The sequence below is a fragment of the Pseudomonas sp. GW823-FHT02C05 genome (assembly GCF_058797595.1).
On the sequence record NZ_JBXAJU010000005.1, the window covers coordinates 289559 to 309710 of the forward strand.

Annotated in this window: 14 protein-coding genes and 1 pseudogene; 11 read left to right on the top strand and 4 right to left on the bottom strand. The window is 63.4% G+C overall.

Annotation, left to right across the window (positions count from 1 at the left end):
• Nucleotides 1–296: 296 nt before the first annotated feature.
• Both thiI and typA read left to right on the top strand, forming a co-directional pair.
• Nucleotides 297–1751 (top strand): tRNA uracil 4-sulfurtransferase ThiI, encoded by a 1455-nt coding sequence (gene thiI / locus AC1RGE_RS26540; RefSeq protein ID WP_011058762.1) that lies wholly within the window; start codon nucleotides 297–299, stop codon nucleotides 1749–1751.
• A gap of 139 nt (nucleotides 1752–1890) precedes the next feature.
• Nucleotides 1891–3711, top strand: coding sequence for a translational GTPase TypA (typA, locus tag AC1RGE_RS26545; protein ID WP_019093868.1), 1821 nt, complete (start codon nucleotides 1891–1893; stop codon nucleotides 3709–3711).
• A gap of 269 nt (nucleotides 3712–3980) precedes the next feature.
• On the opposite strand, the gene AC1RGE_RS26550 is transcribed toward typA, so the two are convergent.
• Nucleotides 3981–4421: a YkgJ family cysteine cluster protein gene (locus AC1RGE_RS26550; RefSeq protein ID WP_026020056.1), complete on the bottom strand. Its 441-nt coding sequence runs from the start codon at nucleotides 4419–4421 to the stop codon at nucleotides 3981–3983.
• 269 nt (nucleotides 4422–4690) lie between these two features.
• Here AC1RGE_RS26550 and AC1RGE_RS26555 point away from each other — a divergent pair, with 269 nt between their 5' ends.
• From AC1RGE_RS26555 to AC1RGE_RS26575, 5 genes are all read left to right on the top strand, one after another.
• Entirely contained in the window at nucleotides 4691–7141 is a 2451-nt protein-coding gene (locus AC1RGE_RS26555) for a glycogen/starch/alpha-glucan phosphorylase (protein ID WP_041115300.1), read from the top strand.
• Between the two features lie 205 nt (nucleotides 7142–7346).
• Nucleotides 7347–10979: a DUF2339 domain-containing protein gene (locus AC1RGE_RS26560; protein WP_492585303.1), complete on the top strand. Its 3633-nt coding sequence runs from the start codon at nucleotides 7347–7349 to the stop codon at nucleotides 10977–10979.
• Nucleotides 10976–12349, top strand: a complete 1374-nt coding sequence (locus AC1RGE_RS26565) for a DUF3999 domain-containing protein (RefSeq protein WP_103290641.1) — start codon at nucleotides 10976–10978, stop codon at nucleotides 12347–12349. Before AC1RGE_RS26560 ends, AC1RGE_RS26565 begins: the two co-directional genes overlap by 4 nt.
• Nucleotides 12350–12535: 186 nt before the next feature.
• Nucleotides 12536–13546 carry a class 1 fructose-bisphosphatase gene (locus AC1RGE_RS26570; RefSeq protein ID WP_011058768.1) on the top strand — a complete coding sequence of 337 codons (1011 nt, stop codon included), beginning with the start codon at nucleotides 12536–12538 and terminating at the stop codon, nucleotides 13544–13546.
• Nucleotides 13547–13549: 3 nt separating this feature from the next.
• Complete coding sequence (locus tag AC1RGE_RS26575; protein WP_492585305.1) at nucleotides 13550–14152, top strand: DUF924 family protein; 603 nt, start codon at nucleotides 13550–13552, stop codon at nucleotides 14150–14152.
• A 36-nt stretch (nucleotides 14153–14188) separates the two neighbouring features.
• On the opposite strand, the gene AC1RGE_RS26580 is transcribed toward AC1RGE_RS26575, so the two are convergent.
• Together AC1RGE_RS26580 and AC1RGE_RS26585 are read right to left on the bottom strand one after the other, a co-directional pair.
• Complete coding sequence (locus tag AC1RGE_RS26580; protein ID WP_370059460.1) at nucleotides 14189–14953, bottom strand: methyl-accepting chemotaxis protein; 765 nt, start codon at nucleotides 14951–14953, stop codon at nucleotides 14189–14191.
• A gap of 93 nt (nucleotides 14954–15046) precedes the next feature.
• A pseudogene (locus AC1RGE_RS26585) lies at nucleotides 15047–16171 on the bottom strand (HAMP domain-containing protein); the annotation flags it as partial.
• A 192-nt stretch (nucleotides 16172–16363) separates the two neighbouring features.
• Here AC1RGE_RS26585 and AC1RGE_RS26590 point away from each other — a divergent pair.
• On the top strand, nucleotides 16364–16618 hold the full coding sequence (locus AC1RGE_RS26590) for a hypothetical protein (protein WP_011058771.1): 255 nt from the start codon (nucleotides 16364–16366) through the stop codon (nucleotides 16616–16618).
• A 36-nt stretch (nucleotides 16619–16654) separates the two neighbouring features.
• A complete protein-coding gene (locus tag AC1RGE_RS26595; RefSeq protein ID WP_011058772.1) occupies nucleotides 16655–17224 on the top strand; it encodes a lipocalin family protein in 570 nt (189 codons plus the stop codon).
• 81 nt (nucleotides 17225–17305) lie between these two features.
• Here the strand turns inward: AC1RGE_RS26595 and AC1RGE_RS26600 are convergent, their stop codons facing one another.
• Nucleotides 17306–18670: a formimidoylglutamate deiminase gene (locus AC1RGE_RS26600; protein WP_125063319.1), complete on the bottom strand. Its 1365-nt coding sequence runs from the start codon at nucleotides 18668–18670 to the stop codon at nucleotides 17306–17308.
• A gap of 107 nt (nucleotides 18671–18777) precedes the next feature.
• On the opposite strand from AC1RGE_RS26600, the gene hutC reads away from it, so the two are divergent.
• Together hutC and AC1RGE_RS26610 are read left to right on the top strand one after the other, a co-directional pair.
• Nucleotides 18778–19527, top strand: coding sequence for a histidine utilization transcriptional repressor HutC (hutC, locus tag AC1RGE_RS26605; RefSeq protein ID WP_011058774.1), 750 nt, complete (start codon nucleotides 18778–18780; stop codon nucleotides 19525–19527).
• Entirely contained in the window at nucleotides 19524–20096 is a 573-nt protein-coding gene (locus tag AC1RGE_RS26610) for a HutD/Ves family protein (protein WP_011058775.1), read from the top strand. The genes hutC and AC1RGE_RS26610 overlap by 4 nt, the downstream gene beginning before the upstream one ends.
• Nucleotides 20097–20152 lie beyond the last annotated feature (56 nt).

The window sequence follows — 20152 nt, forward strand, 5'->3', positions numbered from 1 at the left end:
GTGCCCTTAGAATGTGGGTGATGCCGGCGCGAATACTCTGCCATGGCAACCTGCCTCACAAGGGAGCAAATTGCATGCCAGTGCCCCGAGATGGGTTTTCTGCCCCAAAATCACGCTTTCTGCGACGTATTGGGTTGAATGCCGGCATTTGGCGCACTGCAATGTAGCGTCTTTGCCAATAAATGACCCGTTTTGGTGCATCGAAAACCTTCTGCACATAAACTGGTTAAACCTTGAGCAATTTCCGCTATAATCCGCGCCCCCCTTTTTCGGCTGGCCCAGCGCGCGCTGTTTTCATGAAACTAATCGTTAAAGTTTTCCCGGAAATCACCATCAAGAGCCGCCCGGTTCGGACGCGTTTCATCCGTCAGTTGGCGAAGAACATCCGTGCCGTGCTCCGCGACCTGGACCCGGCCGTGGTGGTCAATGGTGTGTGGGACAACCTCGAGCTGGAAACCGCCGTCAGCGAGCCCAAGGCCCTGAAGGACATGACCGAGCGCCTGAGCTGCATGCCCGGCATCGCGCATTTCCTGCAGGTCGACGAGTACCCTCTGGGCGACTTCGACGACATCGTCGCCAAGTGCAAGCAGCACTTTGGCGAAGCCCTCCCGGGGAAGGTTTTTGCCGTGCGCTGCAAGCGTGCCGGCAAGCATGAATTCAGCTCCATGGACGTGGAAAAATACGTCGGCAGCCAACTGCGTCGGCAGTGCGGTGCCGCCGGAATTTCCCTGAAAGAGCCTGAAATCGAAGTGCGGATGGAAATTCGCGACCAACGGTTGTTCGTGATCCACAGCCAGCACAACGGCATCGGCGGCTACCCGCTGGGCGCCCTGGAACAGACCCTGGTCCTGATGTCCGGCGGTTTCGATTCCACGGTGGCGGCGTACCAGATCATGCGCCGCGGCCTGATGGGGCATTTCTGCTTCTTCAACCTGGGCGGGCGTGCCCATGAACTGGGCGTGATGGAAGTCGCGCACTATATATGGAAGAAGTACGGCAGCTCCCAGCGCGTGCTGTTCGTCAGCGTGCCGTTCGAGGAAGTGCTCGGGGAAATCCTCGGCAAAGTCGACAACAGTCATATGGGCGTCATTTTGAAGCGTATGATGTTGCGTGCCGCGTCGAGCATCGCCGACCGCCTGCACATCGATGCGCTGGTGACCGGCGAGGCGATTTCCCAGGTGTCCAGCCAGACCCTGCCGAACCTGTCGGTGATCGACTGCGTGACCGAGAAACTGGTACTGCGCCCCCTGATCGCCAGCCACAAGCAGGACATCATCGACCTGGCCGTGGAGATCGGCACCGCCGACTTCGCCAAGCACATGCCGGAGTACTGCGGGGTCATCTCGGTGAACCCCAAGACCCATGCCAAGCGCCATCGCGTCGAGCATGAAGAGAAAGAATTCGATATGGCGGTGCTCGAGCGTGCGATCGAGCGGGCCAAACTGGTGCCGATCGATCGGGTGATCGACGAGTTGGGCCAGGATGTGCAGATTGAAGAAGTCAGTGAGGCGCTGGCCGGTCAGATCGTCATCGACATCCGTCATCCGGATGCCGAGGAAGACCAGCCGCTGGAGCTCGCAGGCATCGAAGTAAAAGCGCTGCCGTTCTATGCATTGAACGCCCGCTTCAAGGAACTGGACCCTACGCGCCAGTACCTGCTGTATTGCGACAAAGGCGTCATGAGTCGCCTGCATGCTCACCATCTGCTCAGTGAGGGACATGCCAATGTGCGCGTTTATAGACCGAGCTAAGTGCCCGGGGATGTTCGCCTGTGGCTTGCGTCACCGGCCCCCCGACGCCGCCGTCCAGCTGTAACGGCCAGGCCTGAATCTATTGTTAATCGCTGCCAGCATTTGTCAGCACACCGAATCCTCTGATCGAGATACACAAGTGATCGAAAATCTACGCAACATCGCCATCATTGCCCACGTTGACCATGGTAAGACCACCCTGGTAGACAAACTCCTGCGTCAATCCGGCACCCTGGAGCGCAACGAGCTCAACGACGAGCGCGTGATGGACTCCAACGACCAGGAAAAAGAGCGCGGCATTACCATCCTGGCGAAAAACACCGCCATCAACTGGAACGGCTACCACATCAACATCGTGGACACCCCGGGCCACGCCGACTTCGGCGGCGAAGTTGAGCGCGTAATGTCCATGGTCGACTCCGTGCTGCTGCTGGTCGACGCTCAAGACGGCCCTATGCCGCAAACCCGTTTCGTGACCAAGAAGGCGTTCGAAGCCGGCCTGCGTCCAATCGTGGTGATCAACAAGGTCGACCGTCCGGGCGCGCGTCCTGACTGGGTTCTGGACCAGATCTTCGACCTGTTCGACAACCTGGGCGCCACCGAAGAACAGCTGGACTTCAAAGTCGTCTACGCCTCGGCCCTGAACGGCATCGCCGGTCTGGACCACACCGAAATGGCCGAAGACATGACCCCGCTGTACCAGTCGATCGTCGACAACGTGCCAGCGCCAAGCGTTGACCGTGACGGTCCGTTCCAGATGCAGATCTCCGCTCTGGACTACAACAGCTTCCTGGGTGTGATCGGCGTTGGCCGTATCGCTCGCGGTCGCGTCAAGCCCAACACCCCGGTAGTGGCCATCGACGTCGACGGCAAGCGCCGCAACGGTCGTATCCTCAAGCTGATGGGCCACCACGGTCTGCACCGCGTAGACGTTGAAGAAGCCGCTGCCGGCGACATCGTCTGCATCAGCGGTTTCGACGAGCTGTTCATCTCCGACACCCTGTGCGACCCGACCGCTGTTGAAGCGATGAAGCCGCTGACCGTCGACGAGCCAACCGTTTCCATGACCTTCCAGGTCAACGACTCGCCATTCTGCGGTAAAGAAGGCAAGTTCGTGACCTCCCGTAACATCAAGGAGCGTCTGGACAAGGAGCTGCTGTACAACGTTGCTCTGCGTGTCGAAGAAGGCGACTCGGCCGACAAGTTCAAGGTTTCCGGCCGTGGTGAGCTGCACCTGTCGGTACTGATCGAAACCATGCGTCGCGAAGGTTTCGAAATGGGCGTTGGCCGTCCTGAAGTGATCATCCGTGAAGTTGACGGCGTGAAGCAGGAACCGTTCGAAAACGTCACCATCGACATCCCTGAAGATTCCCAGGGCAAGGTCATGGAAGAAATGGGCCTGCGTAAGGGCGACCTGAGCAACATGGTTCCGGATGGCAAGGGCCGTGTACGCCTGGAATACAACATTCCAGCCCGTGGTCTGATCGGTTTCCGTAACCAGTTCCTGACCCTGACCAACGGTGCAGGCATCCTGACCTCGATCTTCGATCGCTACGCTCCGATGAAGTCCGGCCACATGTCCGGCCGTCAGAACGGCGTACTGGTATCGGTAGAAACCGGCAAGGCCCTGACCTACTCCCTGGAAACCCTGCAGGCGCGCGGCAAGCTGTTCGTCGAGCACGGCCAGGAAATCTACAACGGTCAGATCGTTGGTCTGAACAGCCGTGACAACGACCTGGGTGTGAACCCAACCAAAGGCAAGAAGCTCGACAACATGCGTGCTTCGGGCAAGGACGAAACCATCGCCCTGGTTCCACCGGTCCGTTTCACCCTGGAACAGGCTCTGGAATTCATCCAGGACGACGAGCTGTGTGAAGTGACGCCTAAGTCCATCCGTCTTCGCAAGAAGATCCTGGACGAAGGCGAGCGTACTCGCGCTGCCAAGAAAGCCAAGAACTGAGTCTTTAGTTCCGGCTGAATGAAAACGCCCCCGGCCTTGCGGCCGGGGGCGTTTTTTTTGATCTGTGAAAAAGCTCGGGTCCTGTAGCCGCTGCCTAGCCTGCGAGGCTGCGATCGACCGCGTAGCGGTCGTAAAACGGTGTATCTGAAACTCTGCAGTGGCCCGTACTGCGGCGGCTTTGCAGCCGTTCGCAGCCTCGCCAAGGCTCGGCAGCGGCTACAGGGCGGCAGGGTTACATGGGGAACGGGGTTGCAGGCGCAGGCCGGGGCTCAGAAGCGTTCCAGGGTCCGGCTGCTGGTATTGGTCGGGCGCACCTGAGGCTTGGGCTTGTAGGCGCAGTAACCGGGGCGCGGGCCGATCTTCGGATGGTTGCGGCAGGTGTCCGGGCGCTTGTCATAAATGGTGCACAGGCGGCTTTTACGATCCAGATACAGGCAGTCGTTGTTGCTCATGCGCTGCAGGGTGAAGATTTCCGACTTCTGGTTGTAGCGCTCGACGATGCCTTCCTTCTGCAGGCGCTTGGCGATGTTCTTCGCCGGCTCGCCGCGTTCGAATTCATCGACGATGCCGATGCGGATCAGGTCCTTGATCTTCACTTCCACCGGCAGTGTGCAGCAGCTGGACATGCAGGAGCCGCACATGGGGGCGGTGTATTTGGCCCAGGTATCGAGACGATCGATTTCCGCGGCGGCGATCAGGTTGGACTTCATCAAGGTCATTTCCGGCAGGTGTTCCAGGGCGCGCGATCATACCGGGACTGGTGGATTTTTGAACGACTTTAGGTCGGATTTTTCTTCATGTGGCGCCGAACAATACCTGGCGGCACGGCAACTGCATCCTTTTCTCCCGCTGGCGCAGAAGACTCCCTGTTTAGCCGAGCCATTTGAAATAGCGCCGAACCAGAGCCTTCGCCTCGTGTCAGACCGACTAGGCTCAGACAATTCCATGCTCACTGTGTATCTCGTCAGAGGTCGTATCGATGACTCAGGAACCCCTTGTTCGCGACGCTGAGGTGGCCGCTTTTCGCGAAGCCGTCTTGACCAAACTCACCTACGCGGTAGGCAAAGACCCGGATCACGCCTTCGACCACGACTGGTTCGAAGCCATTGCCCTGGCCGCGCGGGACCACATGGTCGACCACTGGATGGATCACACGCGGCAGATCTACCGCAAGGGCCAGAAGCGGGTGTACTACCTGTCCCTGGAGTTCCTTATCGGCCGCCTGCTGTTCGACAGCCTGAGCAACCTCGGGCTGCTGGAGGTGGCCCGCGAGGCCCTCACCGACCTGGGGGTGGACCTGGAGCGCATCCGCCTGCTGGAGCCCGATGCGGCCTTGGGCAACGGTGGCCTGGGGCGCCTGGCGGCATGCTTCATGGAAAGCATGTCGACCCTGGGCATCGCCGGCCACGGCTACGGCATCCGCTACGAACACGGGCTGTTCCGCCAGGCCATCGTCGATGGCTGGCAGCAGGAGCAGACCGAGCACTGGCTGGATTTCGGCAACCCCTGGGAGTTCGAGCGCCCCGAGGTGATCTACTCCATCGGCTTTGGCGGCAGTGTCGACACCGTGACCGACGAGGCGGGCAACACCCGGCAGGTCTGGTGGCCGGCGGAAACGGTGCGCGCGGTGGCCTACGACACCCCGGTGGTGGGCTGGCGCGGGGCCAGCGTCAACACCTTGCGCCTGTGGCGGGCACGGGCCATGGAAGACCTGCACCTGGAGCGCTTCAATGCCGGTGACCACCTGGGCGCGGTAGCCGAAGTGGCCCGGGCCGAGAGCATTTCCCGGGTGCTGTACCCGGCCGACAGCACCGAGGCCGGCCAGGAGCTGCGCCTGCGCCAGGAATATTTCTTCGTCTCGGCGTCGCTGCAGGACCTGCTGCGCCGCCACAAGAACATGCACGACTCGGTGCTCAGCCTCGGCGAGCACGCGGCGATCCAGCTCAATGACACCCACCCGTCGATCGCCGTGGCCGAGCTGATGCGCCAACTGGTCGACCTGCACGGCATCGCCTGGGACGCGGCGTGGCAGATCACCGTGGAAACCCTCTCCTACACCAACCACACCTTGCTGCCCGAGGCCCTGGAAACCTGGCCGGTGGGCCTGATGGAGCGCATGCTGCCGCGGCACATGCAGATCATCTACCTGATCAACGCCCAGCACATCGACTCGCTGCGGGCCAAGGGCCTGCACGATTTCGACGTGCTGCGGGCAGTGTCGCTGATCGAGGAAGACAACGGCCGCCGGGTGCGCATGGGCAACCTGGCATTCCTCGGCTCCCACAGCGTCAACGGCGTGTCCGGGCTGCACACCCAGTTGATGCGCAGCACGGTGTTCTCCGAGCTGCACAAGCTGTACCCCGAGCGCATCAACAACAAGACCAACGGCATCACCTTCCGCCGCTGGCTGTACCAGGCCAACCCGCAACTCACTGAAATGCTGGTGGAGGCCCTGGGCCCCGAGCTGCTGGACAGCCCCGAGGAACTGCTCAGGGGGCTCGAACCCTTTGCCGAGAAACCGGCCTTTCGCAAACAGTTCGCCGAACAGCGCCTGCACAGCAAGCGCGCCCTCGCGGCGATCATCCATGAGCGCCTGGGAATCGCGATCAACCCGGCGGCAATGTTCGATGTGCAGGTCAAGCGCATCCACGAATACAAGCGCCAGTTGCTCAACCTGTTGCACACCGTGGCGTTGTACCAGGCGATCCGCGCCGAGCCGGAAACCGACTGGGTACCCCGGGTGAAGATCTTCGCCGGCAAGGCTGCCGCCAGCTATCACCAGGCCAAGCTGATCATCAAGCTGACCAACGACATCGCCCGTACGGTGAACAATGACCCCACGGTGCGCGGCTTGCTCAAGGTGGTGTTCTTGCCCAACTACAACGTCAGCCTGGCGGAAAGCATCATTCCTGCCGCCGACCTGTCGGAGCAGATCTCCACCGCCGGGTTCGAGGCCTCGGGCACCAGCAACATGAAGTTCGGCCTCAATGGCGCGTTGACCATCGGCACCCTGGACGGCGCCAACGTGGAGATGTGCGAGCAGGTCGGCGCGGAGCACATGTTCATCTTCGGCCTCAGTGCCCAGCAGGTGGAGGCGCGCAAACGCAATGGCGAGTTCAGCGCGGTGCCGGACATCGCCGCCTCCCATCGGCTGAACGACGTGCTGCAGGCGATTCGCGGCGGGGTGTTCTCCCCGGACGATCCGTCGCGCTATACCGCGCTGATCGATTCGCTGATCGATTACGACCGGTTCCTGGTCTGCGCCGATTTTGACGCTTACTGGAACGCCCAGGCTCGGGTCGAGGAGCGCTGGCACGACTCCAAGGAATGGTGGCGTTCGGCGGTGCTCAACACTGCGCGCATGGGCTGGTTCTCTTCGGACCGGACCATCCGTGAATACGCTACGGAGATCTGGAAGGCCCTGGAATGAGGCCCCTGAGAAAATTCTAGAAGTGTGTACAAGGCCCAGCGTTTGTTGGGCCTTGCCGATATACTGGGCAGCGTTTTGCCTCCCCGGCGGTGTCTTTTGGCTGGTGTCCGGCTTCCAAGCGGGGAGGGGCCTTTACCGGTTTACCGGCGCGGGCACCCATACGGTTGCACCCGTCCGTCAATGGACTGCTTAGGGATATCGACACATGCAATGGATATTCATGCTGCTGGGAGGGGGACTGGGCTGGCTCCTTGACGAGTCCTTCAGCGACGCCCTGATTGGCGCGGTCTCGGGCTTGGCCATCGGCCTGGCGATTCGTTCCGACGCCTTGCATCGACAAGTTGTCGACCAGCATCGTGAGCTGGAGAAGGCAAAGAAGGCCCTCGCTACCCTGGGCCAGCGCCTTGCCCTGCTGGAAAGCACCGGCGGCCCCGCTGCCGAACCCGCCTCAGAACCCCAGGCCAGCGCCCCGCTGGCCGAGGCAGGCAGCGGCATGAGCGCCGCGCCGGAACTTGCAGACCTTCCCGAATTCATTCTTGAGGAAGTCCAGCCCGTGGAGCCGGCGCCGGCTGCCCCCGAGCTGGTCTGGGAGTTGCCCGCGGCAGCGAGCCCTGCCGCCTCCGTGGAGGCCAGCCAGCCGGTGCCGGAGTCAGTATGGCAACCCCAGCCCCAGGCGCCGGCCCGTGAGTCCGTAGCTGCGCCTCGGGAACCCAACCTGATCGAGCGCGCCCTGAGCGGCGCGCGCAACTGGCTGTTTGGCGGCAACACTGTGCTGCGGGTCGGCGTGGTGCTGTTGTTCCTTGGCCTGGCTTTCCTTCTGCGCTACGCCACCGAAGGCATGGTGGTGCCGCTGGAGCTGCGCTACGCCGGGGTTGCGGCCTGCTCCCTGGGCCTCCTGGGCCTGGGCTGGTGGTTGCGGCGGCGCAACAGCAACTACGCCCTGATGCTCCAGGGCACCGGTATCGCCGTGCTGTACCTGACGGTGTTCGCGGCGATGCGCCTGCATCCGTTGCTCGACCCTTCCGCGGCCCTTGGCCTGTTGGTGGCGGTCACGGTGTTTTCGGCGATCCTGGCCATTACCCAGGACGCCCTCAGTCTGGCGGCCGCTGCAGCCCTGGGTGGCTTTGCCGCACCGATCCTGACGTCCACCGGCGCCGGCAGCCATGTGGCACTGTTCAGTTACTTCGCCCTGCTCAATGCCGGCATCCTGGCCATTGCCTGGTTCAAGGCCTGGCGCCTGCTGAACCTGATCGGCTTTGTCGGCACCTTCGGTATCGGCTTTGCCTGGGGCCTGCGCTCCTACACGCCGGAGCTGCTGTGGAGCACCGAGCCCTTCCTGATCCTGTTCTTTGTCATGTACCTGGCCATTGGCCTGCTGTTCACCCGGCGCAAGCTGCTGGAAATGCCCGACGCACCGGCGGATGACAGCCGCCAGGCGCTGCTGCACTGGTCTGCGCGCAAGGGTGACTACGTCGACGGCAGCATGCTCTTCGGCCCGCCCCTGGTGGGCTTCGGCCTGCAACTGGCGCTGGTCCAGCACCTGGAGTTCGCCGCTTCCTTCAGTGCCCTGGCCCTGGGCCTGACCTACATGGTCCTGGCCCGGCTACTGATGGGCGGCCGCGCCCTGTTGCTGGGTGAAACCTGCCTGGCCCTGGGCGTGATCTTCGCCAGCCTGGCGATCCCTCTAGGCCTGGATGCGCGCTGGACCTGCGCCGCCTGGGCCGTGGAAGGGGCGGGAATCTTCTGGCTCGGCCTGCGCCAGCAACGGCCGCTGGCCCGGGCGTTCGCCCTGCTGCTGCAACTGGGGTCGGCCCTGGCCTTCCTCAGTAAGCTGCAGCCTGGCGCTACCAGCCTGCTGGACGGCGCGCCGCTGGGGGCGTTGCTGCTGGGCGTCGCGCTGCTGTTCATCTTCGACCAGTTGCGGCGGGCGCGGAAGACCCAGGTAGCGAGCTGGGAGCAGGGCATTGCGCCGATCCTGGCGGTGGCCGGGCTGGCTTTCCTGTACCTGCTGGCGCCGTTGTTCCTGTTCACCCAGGGCACCGCCATCAGCTGGGCGGTGGCCGGGTTGGCGACGCTGTTTGTCGGCCTGCGCCTGCAATCGCGGACGTTCCTGTTCACCGCCTTCGCCGTGCAGCTGTTGGGCGGTGCGCTGTTCCTGATGCGCCTGCAAGGTGCGGACGGCGATGCCGGTGCGGTGTTCAACGCCGGCTGGAGCGGGCTGATGAGCGCTTCGCTGATTGGCCTGGCGCTGATCGGCGGCATGCTCATGGCAGCCCGCAATGACATGGTGCGCAGCGATCCGCGGCTGCTGCGGGGCTTGTCCCTGGTACTGCTGGCCGGCCTGATGATGATCAACCTGGCGGTGCTGTTCGTCCTGCCCTGGAGCACGGCCAGTGGCGTCTGGGCCGCCAGTGGCCTGCTGATCATCTGGCTCAGCCTGTATCTGCAGCAGCGGGCCAGCTTTGTCTTCGGCCTGGTGCTCCAGGTGATTGGCGGCAGCACTTTCCTGCTGGCCGGTTCGGGTTGGTATTTCGTGGCGGCGGACGCTGCGCGGCCTCTGGCCAATGGCGATTTCTGGACGCCGATGGTCCTGGCCCTGGCGGCCCTGGTGGGCGCCTGGCGCCTGCAGCGGGGCAACCATGGTTCGGCCTTCGATACCTTGAGCCTGGGCCATCTGTCCGATCTGTTGCTGGCCTGGGGCGCGTGCTGGTGGGCCTTTACCTGGCTCAAGGAAGTGCTGCGCTTCGCCCCGGCCCATTGGCAGGCCAGCCTGCTGTTGCTGATCAGCGCGGCTAGCGTGTTGCTCTGGGCGCTGCTGGCGGTACGTTTGAAATGGTCGTCCCTGGGCCTGTTGTGCAGCCTGTTGATACCGGCCGCGGGTCTGGTGCTCCTGGCTTCCTGGGCTCCGCGCTATCACCCGGCGGCGGATTTCGGCTGGCTGGCCTGGACCCTGTTGTTCGCCGTGCACTTCTTCAGCCAGCGGCGCCTGGCGTCGCAGCTGCCGGCACGGGTGGCGAGCATCGCCCATGTGCTGGGCTGCTGGTTGCTGATCGGCGTGCTGGCGCTGGAGCTGCGTTATGGCCTGCTGCTGTTGTCCGAGCAGTACAACGCCTGGCGCTGGCTGGGCTGGGCGATCCTGCCGAGCCTGTACCTGGTGGCGATGGCCGCGCCGCGCGCCTGGCCGTGGCCGGTTTCTGCCCACTCCCGCGAGTACCGCCTGTATGCCGCGCTGCCCCTGGCGGTGCTGATGCTCGGCTGGTTCTGGCTGGCGAATATCTTCAGCGATGGCCGGGCCGAACCACTGCCTTACCTGCCGCTGCTCAACCCGCTGGAACTGGGGCTGCTGTTCGCGCTGTTCGGCGTCTATGTCTGGTCGCGCAGCGCGGTGCGGGAACTGGCGATCCGTGCCGACTACGCCGAGCGTGCCACGCAACTGGTGGCGGGGCTGTCGCTGTTCGCCTTCTTCACCGTGCTGGTGATGCGGGCGGCCCACCATTGGAGCGGCGTGCCGTTCCAGGCGGATGCGTTGCTGGAATCGATGATGGTCCAGGCCGGGCTGTCCATCGTCTGGACCCTGATTGCCCTGAGCCTGATGATCGGCGGCCACCTGCGTCATCGCCGTGAAGTCTGGCTGATCGGCGCAGTGCTGATTGCCGTGGTGGTGGCCAAGCTGTTCCTGGTGGAGTTGAGCAACCGTGGCGGGCTGGCGCGGATCGTCTCGTTCATCGGGGTGGGAGTATTGCTGCTGGTGGTGGGCTATTTCGCCCCATTGCCGCCCAAGCGCGCCGAGGCGCAAGCCGAGCCCGGCAAACCGTTGAATGAAGGAGTGTCATCGTGAGTGTGAAGCTGAGCCTGGGCTGGTTGGGGGCTGTGGGCCTGTGTGTGGCGTTGTCCGCCGTGGCCCAGGACAAACCGGGGGACTTCAAGTCCCTGGCACCCCTGAGCCTGAGCGGCGAGGGGCCCTGGTATCGCCTGGAACTGCCGTTGGCGGTGCAACTGCACGCCAGCCAGACCGACCTGCGGGATATCCGTGTGTTCAACGCTGCCGGTGAGCCCCAGGCCTATGCCCTGGCGCGCCAGCAGGCGCAGACCACCGAGCAGCACACGCTCAGCGATGTGAAGTGGTTCCCGTTGTACAGCTCGGCAGATGCCGCCGACAGCACCCCCAGCGTGCGGGTGCAATCCACCACCAATGGCACGCTGGTGGAGGTTCAGCCCTCCACTCAACTGGAGGCCGGCGAGGAGGTCCTGCGTGGCTGGTTGCTGGATGCCAGCGCAATCAAGGCACCGTTGCAGCAACTGGTGCTGGACTGGACCAGCGAACGCGACGGCTTCCAGCGGTTCAGCATCGAAGCCAGCGACGACCTGCAACACTGGCAGCCCTGGGGCGAAGGCCAGGTGGCGCGCCTGTCGTTCGCCGACGAGCGGGTCGAACAACATGAAGTGGCGTTGCCCGGGCAGACGGCGCGCTACCTGCGCCTCTTGTGGAACACCCCGCAAACGGCGCCGGTGCTGACTTCGGCGCAATTGCAAAGCAGTACCACCAGCAGCCTGCCCTCGCCGCTGGTGTGGTCGCAGCCCCTGGGAGGCAGCAGTGCCAAGGCCGGCGAGTACACCTGGCAGTTGCCCATGGGTTTGAACCTGGAGCGAGTGCGCATTGCCCTGACCCAGGCCAACAGCCTGGCTCCGGCCACGCTTTATGGGCGCCGAGAAAGCAGCCTGCCGTGGCAGCCACTGGGCAATGGCCTGCTGTACCGCCTGACCCAGAATGGCCAGGACGTACAGCAGAACGAACTGCAACTGCCGGGGCAGACCGTGCAGCAACTCAGGCTGGTGGTGGATGAACGTGGTGGCGGCCTGGGCGCCGAGGCCCCGAGCCTGGAGTTCGCCGTGCGTGGCACCCAACTGGTGTTCCTGGCTCGGGGAGCCGGCCCTTACACCCTGGCCCTGGGCAACCCCACCGCGAGCGCGGCCAACCTGCCGCTGGCGACCCTGATCCCCGACTACAGTGCGCAACGCCTCAAGCAGTTGGGCCAGGCCAAGGTCGAGGGTGCGGCGCAGCTGGCCTCGGCCACTGTCGCTCCTGCCGCTGCCGTGGCGGCAGGCGGGCCGGACTGGAAGAAGATCGGCCTGTGGGCCGTATTGCTTCTCGGCGTGCTGGCCCTGGCCGGCATGGCCTTCAGCATGTTGCGCAAACCCGAGGCCTGAGGCGGGCAGGTGTGGCGAGGGACCAAGCTCCCTCGCCACCAAGGTCCATCGTGCCCGGGGTTTTTGACTACGCTGAAACCGGCGCCTGAACTCTAACTGGCGGTTCCCTGTCTGAGAGGAGGAAATGCGCCTCGACTCGCGTTAAACTGCGCGGGTTTTTAGCCCCCCATTCCTCCGGAGCCTTCCATGTCCCGCGTTACCCTGAGTCGCTATTTGATTGAGCAGACCCGCAGCAACAACACTCCTGCCGATCTGCGCTTCCTGATCGAAGTGGTGGCGCGTGCTTGCAAGGAGATCAGCCACGCCGTTTCCAAGGGCGCCCTGGGCGGTGTCCTGGGCAGCATGGGCACGGAAAACGTGCAGGGCGAAGTGCAGAAGAAGCTCGACGTGATCTCCAACGAGATCCTGCTCGAAGCCAACGAATGGGGCGGCCACCTGGCCGGCATGGCGTCCGAGGAAATGGACAATGCCTACCAGATCCCGGGCAAGTACCCCAAAGGCGCCTACCTGCTGGTATTCGACCCGCTGGACGGCTCCTCGAACATCGATATCAACGCACCGGTCGGCACCATTTTCTCGGTACTGCGCTGCCCGAACGAGTACCTGAGCCAGAACGAAGCCCTGAATGAAAAGGCCTTCCTGCAGCCGGGCACCCAGCAGGTCGCCGCCGGTTACGCCATCTACGGCCCGCAGACCATGCTGGTGCTGACCCTGGGCGACGGCGTCAAAGGCTTCACCCTGGACCGCGAAATGGGCAGCTTCGTCCTGACCCACGAAGACATCAAGATTCCGGAATCCACCCAGGAATTCGCCATCAACATGTCCAACGAGCGTCACTGGGAAGCCCCGGTCAAGCGCTACGTGGAAGAACTGCTGGCGGGCGACACCGGCCCGCTGAAAAAGAACTACAACATGCGCTGGGTCGCGGCGATGGTGGCTGACGTGCACCGTATCCTGACCCGTGGCGGCCTGTTCATGTACCCACGTGACAGCCGCGAGCCGGAAAAACCGGGCAAGCTGCGCCTGATGTACGAAGCCAACCCGATGTCGTTCCTGGTGGAACAGGCCGGCGGCGCGTCCACCGATGGTCACAAGCGCATTCTCGACATTCAGCCTGAAGGCCTGCACCAGCGTGTGGCGGTGTTCCTCGGCTCGAAGGAAGAAGTGGCCCGCGTGACCGGCTACCACAAGGAATAAATCATGAGCGCGCCCTGGCAGCCTCTGCTTGATTGGTGGTTCGGTTCAGCCGAAAAGCCGGCGGAGATTGTCGCTGCCAAGGGCCGGTTGTGGTTCGGCAAGCGCGACAGCCAGGACCTCGAAGCGCGTCAGCGTTTCGCCGGCCTGGTGGAGCAGGCCCTGGCTGGCGGTTTGACCGAATGGGCGCAAAGCCCCCAAGGTTGGCTGGCCATGGTGCTGTTGCTCGACCAACTGCCACGGATGATCTATCGCGACACTCCCAAGGCATTTGCCGGCGACCTGCGTGCCCAGGCACTGGTGGCCCAGGGTATCGCCGCGGATTTTGACCGGCGCCTGCCGGCCATGCAGCGCTGCTTCATCTACCTGGTGTTCGAGCACTGCGAAAACCTGGCGGTGCAGAACGAGAGCGTTTCACGCTTTACCGCCCTGCATGGTGAACAGCCAGCGGACGAGCGTGCAGTGTTTGCCGACAACCTGGACTACGCCGAACGGCACCAGAAAGTCATTGCCCGCTTTGGGCGCTTCCCCCATCGCAATGCCATCCTGGGCCGCGAATCCACGGCCGAGGAACTGGCTTTCCTGCGCGAGCCCGGTTCGCGTTTTTAAGGGCACTTTCGCCGGCAAGCCGGCGAGGCTGTTCCTTTAAATACGGAAACTGCCCACCAGATGCTGCAGGCGCTTGGCCTGCTGCTCCAGGTCGGCGCAGGCGCGCAAGGTGGCCTGGAGGTTTTCCACGCCTTCCTGGTTGAGGGTGTTGATCTCGGTGATGTCGACGTTGATCGACTCCACCACGGCGGTCTGCTCCTCGGTGGCGGTGGCCACCGACTGGTTCATGCCGTCGATCTCGCCGATGCGCTGGGTCACGCTGCCCAGGCGCTCGCCGGCCTGGTTGGCAATGCCCACGCTGTTCTCGCTCTCGCGCTGGCTTTCGGTCATGGTGCCCACCGCTTCACGGGCGCCTACCTGCAGTTCCTCGATCATCTTCTGCACTTGCTGCGCCGAATCCTGGGTGCGGTGGGCGAGGTTGCGCACCTCGTCCGCTACCACTGCGAAGCCGCGCCCGGCTTCACCGGCGCGGGCGGCTTCGATGGCGGCGTTGAGGGCCAGCAGGTTGGTCTGCTGGGAGATGCTGGTGATCACTTCCAGAATCTGCCCGATGTTCACCGTGCTGCTGTTGAGGGTTTCGATGTTGTCGCAGGAGCTGCTGATCTTGGCCGACAGCTGGTGCATCGCGGCGATGGTCTTGTCCACTACCTGCTGGCCGTCTTCCGCCAGGCTGCGGGCGTCGCTGGAGTGCTGCGAGGCCAGGGCTGCGTTCTGGGCGATTTCCTGGGCGGCGGCGCCCAGCTGGTTGATGGCTGCGGCCACGCTGCTGGTGCGCGAGGCCTGCTGGTCGGAGTTGAACATCGACGAATTGGAGGCAGCCACGACCCGCAGGGCCACTTCGTTGACCTGGCCGGTGGCCGAGGACACTTCGCGGATCGAGCTGTGGATGCGTTCGACGAAACGGTTGAACGACACTCCCAGGGTGCCGAATTCGTCGTGGCCGTGGATCACCAGGCGTTTGGTCAGGTCGCCTTCACCTTCGGCGATATCGTGCATGGCCCGGCCCATCAGGTGCAGGGGCTGCATCAGCATGCGGATAAGCATGCCCAGCAGGCTGATGATGATCACCACGGCAATGGCCATGGCGATGATGGCCGAGGTGCGGAACTCGCTGAGCATGGCGAAGGCGGTGTCCTGGTCCAGGACCAGGGCCACGTACCAATCGGCCGAGGGCACGCCATTGACGTGGGTGAAGGAAATGAACTGGGTCTTGCCGCCCTGCTGTACTTCTTTCAGGCCCGGGCTGACGTTCGGCGCTGCGTTGGGGTAGGCCTCGCTCAGGTTCTTGAGCACCAGCTTGCTGTCAGGGTGGATGAGGATCTTGCCCTCGGCACTGACGATGAAGGCATGGCCGTGGCCGCCGAAGTTCAGTGAGTTGATGATGGCGCTGACGCTCGACAGGTCGATGTCGGCACCGGCCACGCCGATCATCTGGTTCTGGTGCTGTACCGGGGTGGCGACGGTGATCACCAGCTTGCCCGACGAGGCGGCGATGTAGGGTTCGGTGACGATGGTCCGCTGGGCGCCGGTGGCTGCCTTGTACCAGCCGCGGGCGCGGGGGTCGTAATCGGCGGCGCGGTTGCCGGCCGGTACCGAGAACATCACGCCGTCCTGGCCCCCGAAGTAGCTGAGCTGGAAGTTGCCGGTGTAGGCGGGCAGGCCGACGCTGCGTTTCAGGCTATCGGCGCCGCTGCCGTCCACGGCGATCTGCTGGGCCAGGGATTGCAGGAGCTGGATGCGGCTCTCCAGCCAGGTCTGGATGTTGCTGGTGGTCAGGCTGCCCAGTTCCTGCATCGAGGCTTCGGTGCTGCTGCGCAAGGCTTCTCGCTGTCGATAGTCGTTGAACAGAATAAAACAGGCGAACGCAACGGCAACCACAAGGGCGGCGGCGAGCAGGATCTTGTGGCTGAACTTCATATTTCTGGTCATTAAATGAACTACCGCGAGGGGCTGGTCAACGAGGGGCGTCAATTTGCCACAGTGGAGGGCTTTGCGCTGCATCTTATGTCGACTGGCCATCACTGAAAATGAGGGGCAGATGCACAAAGCCGACGAACTGTCAGGTGCGGCAAAAAGGTCCTTGATTTACGAGGCAATTGCCCGGTTTGCCAGGCAAGAAATACCCGTCTCCCCGGGGAACCAGAAGGGGGTTTTCTCTTCTAAGCTTCTGGTTGGCTGACAGGCCTTCCCCCTTTTGTTCAGGAGTTCACCATGTCCCTGCGTTCTCTCGCTCTGTTGTCGTTCTGCGTGCTGCTGGCCGCGTGCAGCAAGGTCAATCAGGAAAACTATTCCAAGCTGTCGGCGGGTATGCCCAAGGCCGAGGTCGAACAACTCCTGGGCAAGCCGACTGACTGTTCGGGCGCGCTGGGCATGTCCAGCTGCACCTGGGGTGACAAGAACAGCTTTATCAGCGTGCAGTACGCCGGTGACAAGGTTCTGATGTTTTCCGGGCAAGGCCTGAAGTAAAAAAAACCGGGGCTTCGGGCCCACGGGAGAAAAATAATGATGCGTTTTGCTGTCACTCTTCTGGTCGGCCTGCTCTTGGCCGGCTGCGCCACGTCCCGGGACGATTCGCTGGCGCCCAAGACCGTCAACCACGTCGATCTCAAGCGTTATCAGGGCACCTGGTACGAGCTGGCGCGGTTGCCCATGTACTTCCAGCGCAACTGTGCGCAATCCGAGGCTCGCTATACCCTGCTGCCGGAGGGCAACGTGGCGGTGCTCAATCGCTGCCTGACCCCGGAATGGAAATGGGAAGAGGCCCGTGGTACGGCCACGCCTCAAGTGCCGGGCAAGACCGACAAGCTGTGGGTGGAGTTCGATAACTGGTTCTCGCGGCTGCTACCGGGCGCTACCAAGGGCGACTACTGGGTGTTGTACGTCAGCGATGACTACAAGACCGCGATTGTCGGCAACCCGAACCGCCGTTACCTGTGGCTGCTGTCGCGGACCAAGGAGGTCAACGAAACGGTGCGCGAGGAACTGCTGAGCAAGGCTCGCCAGCAGGGGTATGACACCACGCGGCTGATCTGGCGGGTGTCGGACTCGGCCATGGCCAAGACCTCGAAATAAGCTCATCCGCAGGAGCCGGCTGGTCGGCGAAGGCGCTCGCGAGAATGCTTTCGCCGGCCAGCCGGCTCCTACAGGTCGGGGTTAGTTGAGCAGGTCACGCAGGACCTGGGTGAAGGCCCGGCTGCTGTCTTCTTCGGCGGCGTGACGCCCGTCGCGCACGACCCACTGCCCACCCACCATCACATCGCGCACCTGACGGTCGCCGCCGGCGAACAGCCAGCGGTTGAGAATCCCGTCGCCGTCGGCGGTGGCCAGGTAGGGGTCGTTGCCATCCAGCACCAGCCAGTCGGCGCGGGTACCCACGGCCAGGGCGCCAATGCCTTGTCCCAGGGCCTGGGCCCCGCCGTCCAGCGCGGCGTCGTACAGGGTCCGGCCGACCATCGGTTGGTCGGCGCGGTACAGGCGGTTGCGGCGCTGGTCCCGCAGGCGCTGGCCGTACTCCAGCCAGCGCAGCTCTTCCACCACGCTCAAGGACACATGGCTGTCGGAGCCGATGCCCAGGCGCCCGCCCTGGGCCAGGAAGTCCACCGCCGGGAAAATACCGTCGCCCAGGTTGGCCTCGGTGGTCAGGCACAGGCCGGCGATGGCCCGGCTTCTGGCCATGAGGCTGACTTCCTCGGGGTTAGCGTGGGTGGCGTGGACCAGGCACCAGCGCTGATCCACCGCGACGTTTTCATACAGCCACTGCAATGGACGCCGGCCGCTCCAGCTCAGGCAGTCGTCGACTTCCTTCTGCTGCTCGGCGATGTGGATATGCACCGGGCAATGGCGATCACTGGCAGCCAGCACTTCGCTGATCTGCTGTGGCGTGACCGCTCGCAACGAGTGAAAGCACAGGCCCAGTTGCTGGTTGGCCTGCTGCGCCAGCAGCGGCTGCAAGTGCTGTTGCAGCTTGAGGTAGTTTTCCGTGCTGTTGATGAAGCGGCGCTGGCCGTCATTCGGTGCCTGGCCACCAAAGCCTGCGTGGCTGTAGAGCACTGGCAGCAGGGTCAGGCCGATACCGCTGCCGGCGGCGGCCTGGCTGATGCGTCGGGACAGTTCGGTGGGGTCGGCGTAGGGCTTGCCGTCGCTGTCGTGATGCACGTAGTGGAATTCAGCTACCGAGGTGTAGCCGGCCTTGAGCATTTCGATATACAGCTGCCGGGCGATGACTTCCAACTGCTCGGGATTGATCTTGCCCACCAGGCGGTACATCAGGTCGCGCCAGGTCCAGAAGCTGTCATTGGGGTTGCCGGCCACTTCCGCCAGCCCGGCCATGGCCCGCTGGAATGCATGGGAGTGCAGGTTGGGCATGCCCGGCAGCAGCGGGCCCTTGAGCCGTTCCGCGCCGTCTGCGCTGGCGTTGGCCTGGATCTGTGTCAGTTGGCCGTTAGCGCTGACTTCAAGGCGTACATGGTTGGCCCAGCCATCAGGCAGCAGTGCACGTTCGGCGAAAAAGGCGGACATGGTTCAAGCACCCTATCGTTTGTTATTTGTATATACATATACAGACGTTTGCCTGCCCGGTAAACTCCGGCAAGCTAGCCACCTTTATCGATCAACAAGGATTTCCTGTGCCGACTCCGCCTGCCAAATCGCCGCTGGCTGCCCACTTGGGCGATAGTCCGGCGCCCTTGTACGCCCGCGTCAAACAGATGATCACCCAGCAGATCGAGAGCGGAAACTGGCCGCCGCACTACCGTGTTCCCTCGGAAAGCGAGCTGGTCAATCAGCTGGGTTTCAGCCGCATGACCATCAACCGCGCGCTGCGCGAGATGACGGCCGAAGGCATGCTGGTGCGGATGCAGGGCGTGGGCACGTTCGTCGCCGAACCCAAGAGCCAGTCCGCCCTGTTCGAAGTGCACAACATTGCCGACGAGATCGCGTCCCGCGGTCATCGCCACACTTGCCAGGTGATCACCCTGGGCGAGGAGGCCGCCGGTTCCGAGCGTGCCCTGGCCCTGGACATGCGTGAAGGGCAGAAGGTCTTCCACTCGCTGATCGTGCATTTCGAGAACGACATCCCGGTGCAGATCGAGGACCGTTTCGTCAACGCCCTGGTGGCGCCGGAGTACCTCAAGCAGGACTTCACCCTGCAGACTCCCTACGCCTATCTGTCCCAGGTCGCGCCCCTGACCGAGGGCGAGCATGTGGTGGAGGCGATTCTCGCCGAAGCCGAAGAATGCCGGCTGCTGCAGATCGAGCGGGGCGAGCCTTGCCTGCTGATTCGCCGTCGCACCTGGTCCGGGCGCCAGCCGGTGACCGCCGCGCGGCTGATCCACCCCGGTTCCCGTCATCGTCTGGAAGGGCGCTTTCACAAATGATCCAGCTCACCCATCTGCGTGCCGCCGACTACCCACGCATGCCCTGGAAAAACGGTGGAGGCAGCACCGAAGAGATTGCCCGGGATACCGGTGACGGCCTGGACGGTTTCGGCTGGCGCCTGTCGATTGCCGATATCGCCGAGTCCGGCGGGTTTTCCAGTTTTGCCGGTTACCAGCGGGTCATCACCGTGCTCCAGGGCGCGGGCATGCAACTGACCATCGATGGCGAGGATGTGCGGCCGCTGTTGCCTCTGGACGCCTTTGCCTTCAGCGGCGCCAGCCAGGTCGATTGCACATTGCTGGAGGGGGCGATCCGCGACTTCAACCTGATCTATTGCCCACAGCGCTACGTCGCCCGTTTGCAGTGGCTCGATGGCCAGCAGCGGTTTTTCACCCAGGCGCACACCTTGTTGTTGTTCAGTGCTGCCGAGCAAGCCTGGGTGGATACCGGTAGCGCACCGGTGCAAGCACTGGGGCGTTATGACTGCCTGCGCCTGGAAGGCAATCGCGGGCTGCTGGAAGTCGCCCTGGACGGGCTGTGCTGCGTGATCGAACTCACCGCCCGCTGATTCATCGCGTCTTGCCGCAGGTCGGGATACGGCCTGCGGATGCTGCAAACCTCCTT